At 67.2% G+C, this 13,388-nt stretch carries 12 protein-coding genes, 3 tRNA genes and 1 riboswitch; of the genes, 7 read left to right on the forward strand and 8 right to left on the reverse strand.

Annotated features, from left to right (window positions below):
* Window positions 1–100: 100 nt before the first annotated feature.
* Window positions 101–487: a hypothetical protein gene (locus tag VI480_RS08035; protein ID WP_323672311.1), complete on the forward strand. Its 387-nt coding sequence runs from the start codon at window positions 101–103 to the stop codon at window positions 485–487.
* A 15-nt stretch (window positions 488–502) separates the two neighbouring features.
* On the opposite strand, the gene VI480_RS08040 is transcribed toward VI480_RS08035, so the two are convergent.
* The 8 genes from VI480_RS08040 to VI480_RS08075 form a co-directional block, all read right to left on the reverse strand.
* Window positions 503–2,161: an iron ABC transporter permease gene (locus tag VI480_RS08040; protein ID WP_323672312.1), complete on the reverse strand. Its 1,659-nt coding sequence runs from the start codon at window positions 2,159–2,161 to the stop codon at window positions 503–505.
* Between the two features lie 28 nt (window positions 2,162–2,189).
* Window positions 2,190–3,323 (reverse strand): thiamine ABC transporter substrate-binding protein, encoded by a 1,134-nt coding sequence (locus VI480_RS08045; RefSeq protein ID WP_323672313.1) that lies wholly within the window; start codon window positions 3,321–3,323, stop codon window positions 2,190–2,192.
* A riboswitch (TPP riboswitch) is annotated at window positions 3,311–3,419 on the reverse strand. It overlaps the preceding gene by 13 nt.
* Before the next feature lie 49 nt (window positions 3,420–3,468).
* Window positions 3,469–4,536 (reverse strand): ATP-dependent 6-phosphofructokinase, encoded by a 1,068-nt coding sequence (locus tag VI480_RS08050; RefSeq protein ID WP_323672314.1) that lies wholly within the window; start codon window positions 4,534–4,536, stop codon window positions 3,469–3,471.
* A 127-nt stretch (window positions 4,537–4,663) separates the two neighbouring features.
* Window positions 4,664–5,866: a CoA transferase gene (locus VI480_RS08055; RefSeq protein WP_323672315.1), complete on the reverse strand. Its 1,203-nt coding sequence runs from the start codon at window positions 5,864–5,866 to the stop codon at window positions 4,664–4,666.
* A 77-nt stretch (window positions 5,867–5,943) separates the two neighbouring features.
* Window positions 5,944–6,117, reverse strand: coding sequence for a hypothetical protein (locus VI480_RS08060; RefSeq protein WP_323672316.1), 174 nt, complete (start codon window positions 6,115–6,117; stop codon window positions 5,944–5,946).
* Window positions 6,118–6,367: 250 nt separating this feature from the next.
* Window positions 6,368–8,785, reverse strand: coding sequence for a leucine-rich repeat domain-containing protein (locus VI480_RS08065; RefSeq protein WP_323672317.1), 2,418 nt, complete (start codon window positions 8,783–8,785; stop codon window positions 6,368–6,370).
* Between the two features lie 13 nt (window positions 8,786–8,798).
* Window positions 8,799–8,872 (reverse strand) — tRNA-Val (locus VI480_RS08070).
* A gap of 79 nt (window positions 8,873–8,951) precedes the next feature.
* Window positions 8,952–9,022: transfer RNA gene (locus tag VI480_RS08075), tRNA-Cys, on the reverse strand.
* Between the two features lie 238 nt (window positions 9,023–9,260).
* Here VI480_RS08075 and VI480_RS08080 point away from each other — a divergent pair.
* From VI480_RS08080 to VI480_RS08105, 6 genes are all read left to right on the forward strand, one after another.
* Complete coding sequence (locus tag VI480_RS08080) at window positions 9,261–10,430, forward strand: DEAD/DEAH box helicase (protein ID WP_323672318.1); 1,170 nt, start codon at window positions 9,261–9,263, stop codon at window positions 10,428–10,430.
* 109 nt (window positions 10,431–10,539) lie between these two features.
* Complete coding sequence (metX, locus tag VI480_RS08085) at window positions 10,540–11,778, forward strand: homoserine O-acetyltransferase MetX (RefSeq protein ID WP_323672319.1); 1,239 nt, start codon at window positions 10,540–10,542, stop codon at window positions 11,776–11,778.
* Complete coding sequence (locus tag VI480_RS08090) at window positions 11,775–11,984, forward strand: hypothetical protein (protein WP_323672320.1); 210 nt, start codon at window positions 11,775–11,777, stop codon at window positions 11,982–11,984. Before metX ends, VI480_RS08090 begins: the two co-directional genes overlap by 4 nt.
* Before the next feature lie 13 nt (window positions 11,985–11,997).
* Window positions 11,998–12,222, forward strand: a complete 225-nt coding sequence (locus VI480_RS08095) for a hypothetical protein (protein WP_323672321.1) — start codon at window positions 11,998–12,000, stop codon at window positions 12,220–12,222.
* Window positions 12,223–12,296: 74 nt separating this feature from the next.
* Window positions 12,297–12,373: transfer RNA gene (locus tag VI480_RS08100), tRNA-Gly, on the forward strand.
* Window positions 12,374–12,398: 25 nt separating this feature from the next.
* Window positions 12,399–13,358, forward strand: coding sequence for an SDR family oxidoreductase (locus VI480_RS08105; protein ID WP_323672322.1), 960 nt, complete (start codon window positions 12,399–12,401; stop codon window positions 13,356–13,358).
* Window positions 13,359–13,388 lie beyond the last annotated feature (30 nt).

Below are 13,388 nucleotides of genomic sequence, written 5' to 3' on the forward strand. Positions count from 1 at the left end.
AACAATCCGATGTCCGGCGCGGATGGCTTCCTATTCTGGTCGCAAGGTCATCGGCGACCTTGCCGTCGCTGCCCGTCGAGAGCCAAGGGAGGCTCGTTGCATGACTCTGGCCAAGCCCGTAGCGATCTATCTCAAGCTGGTTGCCGCCGCGGTGGTGGTCAACTTCTTCGTCTACCCCTTCTACGGACCCGGCGAGAGTCCCGACGATCCGGCAAACCTCGATGTATGGCTCGTCTTGAACTGGTTCATGGCGGCGGCACTGGTGGCGGCGCTGCTCACGACATGGCAGCGACGCGCAGCGAATCCGCACGATCGCAACGCCCGAGCCATGTTCGTGGCCACGGTCGTCATGACCATCGCCTTCGTGCCTAACTGGTTCTCGGCGACATGGGCGCACGGGGGCAATGGCACCATTTGGCACATCATCGACACCACGATGCCCGTGCTGTTGTGGATCGAAGGGCACCGCCTCTGGAAGGCCTCCTAGCCCCGCCAAGGACGCCTAGAACAGCGACTCGTCGGTGCGGCGCAGGCCTTCGATCACCAGCACCGACGCAGCCGTCGCAGCCATGAGTACGACGGCGAGCGCCATGGCTTGACCCTGCAATGTCTCTCCGGGCGTGCCAAGCAACCGGAATAGCGCGAGCGGCGCGGTCAGCGTGTCGGGCCGCCGAGGCAGGAACGCCGTCGCACCGAACTCGCCGAGTGATACGGCGAAGGCGAATGCCGCACCCACCGCAACAGCCCGTGAGGCGATCGGAACGTCGACCTCGCGGCGGGTGCGCAACGGCGAGGCACCTAGCACCGATGCCGCTTCCCGCAGCCGGTCGTCGATCGAGCGCAGCGTCGGCACCAGCGTTCGGACGACGAACGGCATCCCGACCAGGGCGTGCGCGACTGGAATGATCCACCACGCCGTACGGAATTCGAGCGGAGGCGTGTCGAGCGCCAACAGCATCCCGAGCCCCACGGTCACGGCGGACACGCCGAGCGGCAAGGTCAACCCGACATCGAAGAGTCGCCGGAGCCAGCTCACGCGGACTGCCGTTGCGGCGTGTGCCCGGCCCCCCACCACCACGAACGACGCCAATGCGCCGATGCCGGTGGCAATCAATGTCGCCAGCACGGCGAATCCCAGAGAGTGGCGCAGCGCTGCGAGCGCGGTTGTCGGCAACATCTGCACGCGATCGGCCAGCGCGGAGAAGTTGGTCACTCCATACCCGCCGCCGGTCGCGAATGACCGCTCCACCAGCGTGATGATCGGCACGCCCAGCAGCATCACGGCCACTGCGGCATTGACAGCGATCACGCCGCGCCGCGGACGGGGTGCCGTACGTCCGGGCGCCCGCCGAGCCACCGCTCGGCGCCGCTCGGCCACACCTGCCAGTGCGACCAGAGCCGCAACGGCAACGAGCTGGCAGAGCGCCAGCGCGGCGGCCGTCGAGAAGTCGAGCCGCGTGATGGCGTACCGGTAGATCTCAGTCTCGACCGTGGCGCGTGTCGGGCCGCCGAGAATCAGGATCACCCCGAACGACGTGAACGAGAACAGGAACGTGACAGCCGCTGAGGCCGCGACCGCAGGCCGCAAGAGCGGCCAGGTCACATAGCGGAACGCGCGCACCGGCGTCGCGCCGAGCACCGCCGCCGCATCTGCGTTACGACCGTCCAGGCCGGCCCACCACGAGCCCACCGTCCGCACCACCACGGCGTAGTTGAAGAAAACGTGCGCCAGCAGGATCGCCCACACGGTGTGGTGCAGCGACAAGGTGCCGCCGTCGAGACCGAAGCGATCGAAGACTGCTTCGAAGGCACCAGCCACGACCACCGTCGGCAGCACGAACGGAACGGTGATGACGGCGCGAACGATCCGCCGCGTCCTCGGTCGCAGGCGGGCCAGCGCTGCCGCCGCCGGAATGCCGACGGCAAGGGTGAGCGCCGTCGACGCGACGGCCTGCCAGACCGTGAACCACATCACCCCGCGAATCGACGAGCGCCCCAGGAGGTCGCCGAGGCTGTTGAGCCCGTCTGCCACCACGGTGAGCACCGGGTAGGCGAAGAACACCGCCAGGAACACGAGCGGAGCAGCGGCGGCAAGTGCCCAGCCGAGCACTGCCGCCACCTGGCGCTGCCACGGCGGCCGGGCCACCGTCACACTGCCCATCGGCTCTGCCAGTGGGCGGGCAGCGGGCTCAGCGCAGCACGATCTCCACCCACCGCTCGGTCCAGGTGTCGCGGTTGGCCTCGATCTCCGCCGGGTCGAGCATCAGCGGATGCGGGGGCACTGCGGTGTGTTCGACAAACTCAGGCGGGAGGGTCGCGCCTTCGATGACGGGGTAGACGAACATGTTGAGCGGAACGTCGTTCTGCCATATCTCGCTCAGCATGAAGTCGATGAGCGCACGCGCTCCGGCCTCGTTGTCGGTGCCCGTCAAGATGCCCGCGAATTCGATCTGGCGGTAGCACGACTCGGTGATGACGCCGGTGGGGGCTGTGTCGGTCGGCGGATCGGCGTAGATCACCTCGGCCGGCGGGCTGGAGGCGTACGACACGACCATTGATCGTTCGCCACCGCCGGAGATGAACTCGCCGTAGTAAGCGTCCTCCCAGCCGGCGGTGACCGTGACGCCATTTGCCCGCAAGTCCTCCCAGTACAGCTCCCACCCGTCGCCGAAGGCGGCAATGGTGGCGAGCAGGAAAGCCAGGCCCGGCGACGAGGTCTCGGGATGCTGCACGACCAGTTGGTCGGCGAATTCAGGGAAGGTCAGCTCGTCGAGGGTCACGGGCTCCCACGGCACCGCGTCCTTCCAGTAGTTCACGCACACGTCGCCGTAGTCCACCGGGGTGACGCGATGGCGCGAATCGATCTGCAGATCCTCGGGCACGCCGGCGAGCGCAGGCGATTCGTACCGCTCGAAGATGCCGGCGTCGAGGCCGCGTTGGAGGAACGTGTTGTCGATGCCGAACAGAACATCGCCCAGCGGCGCGCCCTTGGTGAGGATTGCCTCTGCGACGAGCGTGCCGGCGTCGCCGACTTCGAGCAGTTCCACCGTCACGCCCGTCTGCGCGGTGAATTCCTCGAGTGTCCCGTCGGACAGGTTGAACGAGTCATGGGTGATCAGCGTCACGGTCGTGCCCTCGATCGACGGCTCGGTGGTGGTGGTCGCCGGGGCCGCCGCTTCCTCCGCCGGGGATTCGGTCTCGGGAGGCGGAGCTGGAATATCGGTCTCGGGGACGTCGTCGCTGCCGCAAGCTGCAATGAGCAGCATCGTCGCCGCAATGGCAACAGCGAGGCGGTACGGCTTGCGCTCTCGGTGGGCGGTCATGTGCTTCCTCCGCTGGCATTACCCAGATCAGGTTCTCGGGTCGGCGACGGCACTGCTGTCGCCCTCTCAGCCCCATGGGCTCCCCGGTATGTGTTGTCGCGGTCACCTTACCGTGCGGCTCGGCGTGCGGCGCCGGTCGGCAGTCTCAGAACCACCGCCGCGAGGTGCGCAGTGGTGTCAGCACCGGCGCAGTGGAGATCAGGTCCAGCAGCTCCAACTGGTCCTCGCTGAGATAACGGGTGCGGCCCGCGACCTCGGCGAGCGGTTGCAGGGCGATACCCGTCGAGTGCACGCCGACCATGCATCCCGATGTGCCCTCCATGAGTACCTCGACCGCTCGGGCCCCGAGCCGGCTGCCGAGCAACCGGTCGGCTGGCGTCGGCGGCCCGCCGCGCTGGATGTACCCCAGCACCGTCGTCCGCGTGTCGTAGCCCGTGCGCTCCGCCAGCAGATCGCCCACGAATTGCCCCATGCCGTCGAGGATCCGGTTGCCCCACTCGTCGGTGCCAGTGTCCGGCGTCTCGACGCTGCTGTCGGGAACCGCGCCCTCGGCGACCACCACGATGGACGCATTGCGGTCGCGGTGATGCCGTGCAATGAGACGTTCGGCGATGCCGTCGATGTTGAACGGCGCTTCGGGCACGAGGATGGCGGCGGCGCCCCCAGCGATGCCCGCACCGGCCGCTATGTGGCCGGCTTGGCGACCCATCACCTCGAGCACCATGATCCGGTTGTGCGACTCGGCGGTGGTATGGAGCCGATCGACCGCCTCGGTGGCCACGCCCAGCGCCGTGTCGAAGCCGATGCAGACATCGGTGCCCTGTACGTCGTTGTCGATCGTCTTGGGCACTGCGATCACCGGGAATCCGGCGTCGGAGAGCCGTCCGGCGGTGATCAGCGTGCCGTCGCCGCCGATTGTCACCAGCGCGTCCACGCCGTCGCGCTCGAGCTGCGCTATCAGCGGCGCTGCCCCCTCGGTCTCGAGGCGACGGCTGCTGCGAGAGGTGCCGAGCATCGTGCCGCCGCGAGGCAGCGCACCCCGCATCGCCTCGGAATCGAGCTTCACGCTGTCTCCGTCAAGCACGCCGTTCCAGCCGCGTCGGTAGCCGATGACGCTGCGGTCCAGCTCGTGGCCGGCCGCTCGCACGACCCCCCGGATCGCCGCGTTCAGGCCTGCGCAGTCGCCCCCTCCGGTGAGCACCCCGATTCGCACGGGCTCAAGCTAATCGGAGTGCTCACGGGCGCTCGCGAGGGCCCATCGTCCACAGATCCTGCGTTTGCCGCGAGGCACTCGCATGGGCCGAACGACTGCGAGCCGCCGGCTGCTGGCTCAGGCGAACTCAGGCGGTGACCAGCACCCCGGCAGATTCGAGTTCATCAAGCCGGTGGTCGTCGTAGCCGAGCAGCCCGCCGATGACGTCACGATTGTCGGCTCCGCGGGCCGCGACATGGCCGTCGGTGCCGATGCCTGAGCCGAGCGCCGGACGTGCGGGCACGGCGAAGCCCGAAGCGGTGTCGGCCAGCAGCCCGCGATGCGCGGCCCAGTCGGTCTCCGCCAGCTCGGTGAGGGAGCGCATCTCGGCCACGCTGAACGGGGTGCCGGCTTCGATGGCTCGCCGGAAGTCGTCCACGTCGGCGAAGTCCGCCGCCCACTGGGTCATCTCGTCGTACAGCTCGTAACGGTTGGCCATGCGTGCTGCAGGTGTGGCGAATCGGGGATCGTCAGCCAGCTCAGGTCGGCCCATTGCCTTGAGCAGGTCGTCGAACCACGCTGCGGGGTTGCCGGCGATTGCCCACACCCGTCCGTCGGGCAGCACCAGGATCGGGCATTGGTGGGCGAGGCCGGCGTTTGGCTCGGTCCAGCCGCCTGCCAGCTCCAGCGCCGACCACTCCTGGATGTACACCATCGCTTCCACCATGCACACGTCGATGTGGCCGCCCCGGCCCGTCCGGGCCGCCTTGACCAGCATGGCGTTGACAGTCGCGGCCGCCGACATGGCCGTCACGATGTCGCCCACCACCAGCGGCGGGTTCTCAGGTCGGGCGCCGGTCTCGCGGACGGCGTAGTCGATGTAGCCCGACTCCATGTGGCCAACAGGTGCGTATGCCCGCTTGTCGGCCCACGGTCCGGTCTGGCCGAATCCTGTGACCGAGCAGTACACGAGCGCAGGGTGCGCGGCGCACATCTCGTCGGGCCCGAGCCCGAACCTGGCCATGACACCGGGCCGGTAGTTCTCCACGACGGCATCGCACCGGCCGGCGATCTCTCGCACGAGCTCAGGCGCCCCGGGTGCCCGCAGATCGATCGAACAGAAGCGCTTGCCGGCGTTCTGCTGGGAGAAATACGGGTTCACGTCTCCCGGCACATAGGGCGGAAATGTCCGACTCAGATCGCCGTCCACCGGCTCGATCTTGATGACCTCGGCCCCCATATCGGCCATCATCCGGGTGGCCAGCGGCCCCGCCACCACCCGCGTGAAGTCCAGCACCCGAATGCCGTCGAGCGGCCGCTGGTCGGCGGTGTCCCCACTGCTGTCGCCCATAGCGCCGCGAATTCTGGCACGCCCATCAGCTATGCGGGCGATTGCCCGCGGTCATCACCTGTCGCCGCGTCCCATATTCAGACCGCTCGGAGGATGTCCTTCATCATCAGGATCAAGTGGAGCGGGTCGGTGGGCGACGGTTCGAACTCCGGGGCCAAGTGCAGGCAGAAGGCACGGGCGTCATCTGATTCGGCGTGAATCAGCAGGCCTCGGCAGCCGATGGAGCGGCCCGCGGCCGCCGTGCGCTGCATGACGTCCGCCAAGGGCCCCGCGCCGAGACCCCGTCCTTCGTGGCTAGTTGAGACTCCGAGGCGGGCGAACAAAGCGATCGGCCGGGTCGTGCCCGCCGCATGCGCGTGGCGACCGAAGCCCGGCGAGTTCGCGGGCAGGCCGGCGGTTCAACTCGTCCCAGGCACGGCGACCGTCGTCATCAAGCGCGAACTCGGCCCGGGCTGCTCGCGAAGAATCCGCCGGCACCATCGAGCCGTGGTACCGAACCGGTCAGAAGCGGGCGAGGATCTGACGGGCTGCCTCGATGGCTGTATGGATGCGGGTCTGGCCGGTGATGCGTCGAATCTCGGCGCTGTGTGGTGCGCTGCCGGCAATGGCAGTGAAGGCGGTGTCGGTGACGGCTGCGCTGCCGCCGATGATGACGATCTTGGTCGGCCGGTAATCGCGTATGAGCGCCGCTGTCGCCTCAGGCAGCATCTCGCGCTGGGTGTAGGCGACCGCTGCGTTCTCGGTGGCCGCCGCCAACGCCGCCGCGACGCCGATATCGGGCGGAGACCAACCGTTCGCGATGATCAGTGTGAGGGCGCCGGGCGCGGCTGCGGGGTCGCCGAGCACGCGGCGCGCTGCCTCGGCGGCGGTGTCGATGCGGCCCGTGCCCGTCAACCGCGAAATGTTCGCGCCGGCACCTGCCGCTGAGGCGATCTGAGCGGCCGTGTCGTCGCTGATCGCAGCGGTCCCGCCGATCATGACCACTTCTGCCACGTCGTAGTCACGCAACAACGCAGCCGAGGATTCAGACAGGACATCGCGCTCGGTGTAGAGCACCGCGGCGCGCCCATTGCGCGCCGCCAGTGCTGCTGCGGCGCCGATATCGGGCGGCGACCAGCCGTTCGCCACGATCAGCGTGACCGCGCGGGTCTCAGAAGCGTTGCCCAAGATCCGCCGCGCCACCCTGGCGGCAGTGTCAGCACGATCCGCTCCGGTGACACGAATAATGTCGGACTCGGGAAGCGCCAATCGGACCTGGGAGCAGACATCAGACATCACTGCTGCAGTCCCGCCCACGATGATCACCTCTCCCGGGGACGAATCTCCCAGCAGCACCTCCAGCTCGGAGGGCAGCTCGTCGCCCTCGGTGTAGGTCACCACCGCGCTGGCGGTTCGCGCCGCCAGCACCGACGCCGCTCCCACATCGGAAGGGCTCCACCCGTTGGCCACCACAACGGTCGCGACACCAACATCAAGACCGCCTCCGCTACCCAGACAGCATGCGCTGAGTCCAAGCGACTGCTCCGCCAGCACGCGTGTCAACCCGAGAGGAATGCACCCCGACAAGTCGTTTCCGGACAGGCCGAATGCCTCCAGTCTGGTGAGGTTGTCGAGCTCGGGCGGGATCGAACCCGACAACTCGTTGTCGGAAAGGTTGAAGTAGACGAGCTTGGTGAGGTTGCCCAACGAGGGCGGAATCGAACCCGACAGCTCATTGCCGTGCAGGTAGAGCGACCAGAGATCGGTGAGGTTGCCCAACGAGGGCGGAATCGAACCCGACAGCTCATTGTGCTGCAGCCGGAGTGAATCGAGTCTGGTGAGGTTGCCCAGCTCGGGCGGAATGGAACCCGACAGACCGTTCAGGCCCAGCAGGAGCGACTCAAGGTTGGTGAGGTTGCCGAGCTCGGGGGGAATCGAACCCGACAGGTAGTTGTTGCTCAACCAGAGCGTCCTGAGCCTGGGGAGACTGCTCAGCTCAATCGGAATCGAGCCCGACAGGTAGTTGCCCATCAGCAAGAGCGAGTAGAGGTCGGTGAGGCGTCCCAGCTCGGGCGGAATCGAACCCGACAACTCGTTGTCGCCCAGCCAGAGCGATCTGAGGTTGTCGAGATTGCTCAGTTCGACCGGAATCGGCCCCGACAGACGATTGCTGCCCAGCAAGAGCGATTCGAGGTTCGCGAGTCCGCCGAGCTCGACCGGAATCGAGCCCGTCAAGTGATTCTCGGTCAGCGACAGCGACTCAAGTTTGGTGAGATTGCCCAGTTCGACCGGAATCAAGTCCGTCAACCTGTTGTGGGCCAGCGACAACGATTCGAGCTTGATGAGGCGTCCCAGCTCGGGCGGAATCGAACCCGACAACTCGTTGCTGTACAGCGAGAGCCTGGTGAGGTTGGTGAGGTTGCCCAACGAGGGCGGAATCGAACCCGACAGCGCATTGCCGGACAGCGACAGAGTCTCAAGGCCAGTGAGATTGCCCAGTTCGGGCGGAATGGAACCCGACAGGTCGTTGGCGGATACTGAGTCATTGCTGGACAGTGAGATGTCGGCAACGTGACCGAAGGTGCGGTCGATCGTTATGCCGTCCCACCTGAACATCGCCACATCCGGGCTCCAGTTCAAGGTTGCCTGCGTTTTGTCGCCAATGAGGATCGGCTTGGCAGCGAGCAGGATGTCGCAATCGGCGATGAGCCCGGTGTTGGTGGTGGAGTTCGACACAGCGGGAGTGCCAGAGCAGGAGTCGTGCTCGACCTGCGCCGAGGCGGTCGCGCCGACCCCGAGAACTGTCACCAGTGCCACCACAAGAGCCGGCACTGACGCAGCAACAGCGAACCGGCGTCTGCGCCCAGCCCGACGGCGGCCATGAGGATGTTGGGCGTTGTCTGATGTGCTGGCTTCGTGGTCGGGCAGGTGATCGCTCATGACGAGGTCCGAGTGGGCGATACAGGAGTCGAACCTGTGACCTCTTGCGTGTCATGCAAGCGCGCTAACCAACTGCGCCAATCGCCCGGAGGGCGACTCACGCTAGCACCCTGCCTATATGGCTCGGCCGACGCCTTCAGCCTGCCCGAGGTCCAGCCGGCCGGCGAGGCGGAGACCGGATTCGAACCGGCGTACACGGCTTTGCAGGCCGCTGCCTAACCACTCGGCCACTCCGCCCGGGACTTCGCAGGGTAGTGGTCTGCCCCCCGAATGACGGCGGCATTTCCAGCGGCGTACGCCACGCCGCACTGGCAGCAAAACGGCGCAGCGCACGCCTTGCTCCGCCGTCAGGCACCCCTGCTCCCATACACTCGGCAGCCAAGGCAGTTCGCCGTGTGGCCCCACTGCCCAGCGTTGTCGCAGTTCGCGTAGCTGGCAGCGCAACCCTTGGGCCGCGACCTTCGAAAAGACCCCCGTGACAACATTCAGTGAACTAGGCGTACCCGAACCCCTCTGCGACACCCTGGCTGACCAAGGAATCACCGAGCCGTTCGCCATCCAGGAATTGACCATCGGCGAAGCACTCGCCGGCCGAGACGTCTGCGGCAAAGCCAAGACGGGCTCCGGCAAGACGCTCGCGTTCAGCCTGCCCATGCTGGCGCTCACACCCCGTGCCGCCGACGGCCACCCCACCACCCTCATGCTCACGCCGACCCGCGAACTGGCAAACCAGATCGCCGCCGTAGTCGAGCCGCTGGCCAAGGCTGCCGACCTGCGGTCGATTGCCACCTATGGCGGCACCAACCTCGATCGGCAGATCGAGCTGCTGTCGGGGGGCATGGATATCGTCATCGCCACCCCCGGCCGGCTCATCGATCTCATCGACCGCGGCGCCGTCAACGTGTCGGGCATCCAGCGGGTGGTGGTCGACGAAGCCGACCGGATGGCCGACATGGGATTCCTGCCCCAGGTCGAGTGGGTGCTGCGCCACATTGACGGCCAACACCAGACGCTGCTGTTCTCGGCGACGCTCGACGGAGTCGTGGACACGCTGGTGAAGCGGCACCTGCGAGACCCGGTTTTCCACGAAGTCACCGAACGCGAGGTGACTGTCTCGGAAATGGGGCACCTGTTCTTGTCGGTGCACAAGATGGACCGGGTACGGGTCGCCGCGCGCATCATCGGGGCGAACGGGCGCACGCTGCTGTTCACCCGCACGAAGCGGGGCGCCGACCAGCTCACCCGTGATCTGCGAGAAGCCGGGGTGCAGGCAGGCGCCATTCACGGCGATCTGCCCCAGGTCAAGCGGGAGCGGGCGCTCGCCAACTTCGCCAAGGGCAAGCTGGCCGCCTTGGTCGCCACCGATGTCGCTGCCCGCGGGCTGCACATCGATGAGGTCGACGTGGTGGTGCATTACAACGTGCCCCCCGAGCACAAGACCTACCTGCACCGCTCCGGTCGGACGGCTCGCGCAGGCCGCAGCGGCACCGCCGTCACCATGTTCCTGTGGGACGAAGAACTCGAAGTGCGCCAGCTGCAGCGCCGGCTCGGCCTGCGGTTACGGCTGCACGACGTGTTCTCGAACGACGAGCGTCTCGACGATCTCGCGGCGTTCGCGGCCAGCGGCGACAACGCCAACCGCTGAAATCCGCTTTAGACGGGCCAGAAGCGACCGGTACCCTTGCCTACCCAGCGGCAATCTGGCCGCTGGAACCCGGCCTCCGGAATCGAAGGCCCAGGACGAAGGCTCAGCTGTGGACAGTGCGAGGCGCGCGAGCGCCCCGAACGACGATGCGGCGGCCTGGCCGCTGCCCGCCTCGGGTGCATGGCACCCGGGCCTCGGCGCGGCCGAGCGGCAGTTCTTCGATCTGTCGCCGGACCGGCCGTTCACGCTGGAAGGCGGCGGCCTGCTCCACAAGCCAGTGCTCGCGTATGAGACCTGGGGCGCACTCGACGCTGACGCTTCCAACGCGGTGCTGGTGTGCCATGCACTGACTGGCGATGCGCACGCTCATGGCGCGGCGCACCCGCCCGCTCAGATCACCGAGGGCTGGTGGAACGACTTCATCGGCCCGGGCCGCCCGCTCGACACCAACCGCTACTTCATCGTGTGCGCCAATGTGCTCGGCGGCTGCCAAGGCAGCACCGGCCCGTCGTCGCTGAACCCGTCCACCGGCGAGCGCTACGGGCCCGATTTTCCTGTGGTCACCAACCGCGACGTCGTACGTTCGCAGTGGGCACTCGGCCGACACCTCGGCATCGACCGCTGGCTCAGCGTCGTGGGCGGCTCCATGGGGGGCATGGCCGTGCTGGAGTGGGGCATCACCTACCCCGAGCGGGTCGGCTCGCTGGTCGTGATCGCCGCGTCAGCGGAGGCATCCGCGCAGCAGATTGCCTGGAGCAAGGTCGGGCGGCAGGCGATCTATGACGACCCCAACTTCAGGGGCGGCCGCTACTACGACGCTCCCGATGGGGACGGGCCCCATCGTGGCCTGGCCAATGCACGGCGGATCGCGATGATCCACTACCGCTCCGGCGACGAGTTCGATCGCCGGTTCGCCCGCCACAGCGAGGATCCGGTGCTGCCGCTGCGGCTCGAGCAGCGCTTCGACGTCGAGAGCTATCTCGACTACCAGGGAGCGAAGTTCGTGCCCCGCTTCGACGCCAATACCTACCTGGTGCTCAACAAGATGATGGACCTGCACGATGTCGGTCGGGGCCGCGGCGGAATCGATGCCGCTCTCGCACGCATCGTCGCACCGACCATGGTGATGAGCGTGCGCACCGATTTTCTCTACCCACGACCTCAGCAGCTCAGGATTGTCGGGGCGCTGCAGGGCCGGGGCACGGTGCGGGTCGAGCACGTCGACATCGACAGCGATAACGGCCACGACGGCTTCCTCACCGAGCCCGACCAGACCGGCCCGCCGATGGGCGAGTTCATCGACGACATCTACAAGAGCGATGCGGGTTCTGCGGGAGGCACGCGTTGATCGGCAGGGGCACGACACTGCTGGCCGATGCACATGCCAGCGTGCCGTCGGAGGCGGTCGGTTCAGGCTTGGGCGTGTGGTGGCTGCTGGTGGTGGTGCTGGGCCTGCTCACCGTGGCGTGCGGATCCGGATTTGTCGTGTACCTGCGGCGAACGGTCCCGCAGCGGTGGCAAGGTGACGTGAGCACCGCGGCCGAGTCATCATGAGAGCCAGAACGACATGAGCGAGAACTTCGATCCACAGGAAATGATCACCCGCTTCGCCGAGCGTGCCGAGGCGGTGCGCAAGCGAAACCTGCCCGCCATCGGCGGCGAGGAGCGACGCCACTTCATCCGTCAGGCCGAGCTCGACTTCATGGACTACGCCATGATCGGCGATGCCACTGCCACGCTCGACGACGGGATCCTGACACTGCGGATCGACCTGCGGCCACCTGCCGAATAACCCATCCGAAAGCGGCTCCGCCCCGCCGAATCCACGCATCTGTGCGGTAGGTGCTTGCTACAGTGATCCGCCGCGCGGATGTAGCTCAGTTGGTTAGAGCGCAACCTTGCCAAGGTTGAGGTCGCCGGTTCGACCCCGGTCATCCGCTCCAGAGTTCCTCAAGACGGGAGAACAACATGGGTGCACTTGACGGACGCGTCGTCCTGATCACCGGCGCTGGCCGTGGCATCGGCCGTGAGCATGCGCTGCTGATGGCGTCGGAGGGGGCGAAGATCGTCGTCAACGACCTCGGCGGTTCCGCCGACGGCACCGGCGCGGATCAGGGTCCTGCCGGCGAGGTCGTCGCGGAGATTGAGGCCATGGGCGGCGAGGCCGTCGCCAACGGCGACAGCGTCACCGACTGGGAGGGTGCGCAGCGCATGGTGAACCAGGCCGTCGAGGCCTTCGGCGACCTGCATGTGCTGGTCAACAATGCCGGCATCCTGCGCGACCGGGTGGTGGTCAACATGACCGAGCCCGAGTGGGATGCCGTCGTCGAAGTGCACATGAAGGGCCACTTCTGCCCGACTCGCTGGGCGGCTGCGTACTGGCGTGAGCAGTCCAAGGCGGGCAAGGAGGTGAGCGGCTCGGTGATCAACACCGCCTCGGGCGCCATGCTCGGCAACCTCGGCCAGTTCAACTACTCCGGTGCCAAGGCCGGCATTGCAGCGATGACGCTGGTGGCCGCCGGCGAGCTGGCGCGCTACAGCGTGCGGGTGAACTGCCTGGCGCCGATTGCCCGGACACGCCTGACGCTGCAGACGCCTGGCCTCGAAGAGGTGGTGCGGGCGCCGGACGACCCTGCCGAATTCGACCTGTACGACCCGGCGAATGTGAGCCCGCTGGTGGCGTATCTGGCGATGGAGGACTGCCCATTCACTGGCGGCGTGTTTCACGTGGGCGGCAATGAGGTGGGGCTCTACCAGGGCTGGTCGCTCGCCGACGACGACATCATCGCTGCTGACGGGCGCTGGACCGTCGAGGGCTTGACGCAGTTAGCTCCCCGGCTGAATGAGGGACGTTCGAAGCTGGCGTCGGTGGCTACGGCGATCGGTGACACCTTCAAGGGCTTCGGTCGGCGCGAACCCACCTCGTAGCGCTTGGGTGCTTGCTGCTGTCGCCCGGGG

This window comes from Candidatus Poriferisodalis multihospitum (genome assembly GCF_028283155.1).
GTDB classification, from domain to species: domain Bacteria; phylum Actinomycetota; class Acidimicrobiia; order Acidimicrobiales; family Poriferisodalaceae; genus Poriferisodalis; species Poriferisodalis multihospitum.

Coding starts and splice junctions, on each gene's coding strand:
- VI480_RS08095 (WP_323672321.1), top strand. CDS start 11,998: ATGAGCGAGAACTTCGATCCACAGGAAATGATCACCCGCTTCGCCGAG.
- VI480_RS08055 (WP_323672315.1), bottom strand. CDS start 5,866: ATGGGCGACAGCAGTGGGGACACCGCCGACCAGCGGCCGCTCGACGGC.
- VI480_RS08065 (WP_323672317.1), bottom strand. CDS start 8,785: ATGAGCGATCACCTGCCCGACCACGAAGCCAGCACATCAGACAACGCC.
- VI480_RS08035 (WP_323672311.1), top strand. CDS start 101: ATGACTCTGGCCAAGCCCGTAGCGATCTATCTCAAGCTGGTTGCCGCC.
- VI480_RS08105 (WP_323672322.1), top strand. CDS start 12,399: ATGGGTGCACTTGACGGACGCGTCGTCCTGATCACCGGCGCTGGCCGT.
- VI480_RS08045 (WP_323672313.1), bottom strand. CDS start 3,323: ATGACCGCCCACCGAGAGCGCAAGCCGTACCGCCTCGCTGTTGCCATT.
- VI480_RS08040 (WP_323672312.1), bottom strand. CDS start 2,161: ATGGGCAGTGTGACGGTGGCCCGGCCGCCGTGGCAGCGCCAGGTGGCG.
- VI480_RS08060 (WP_323672316.1), bottom strand. CDS start 6,117: ATGCAGCGCACGGCGGCCGCGGGCCGCTCCATCGGCTGCCGAGGCCTG.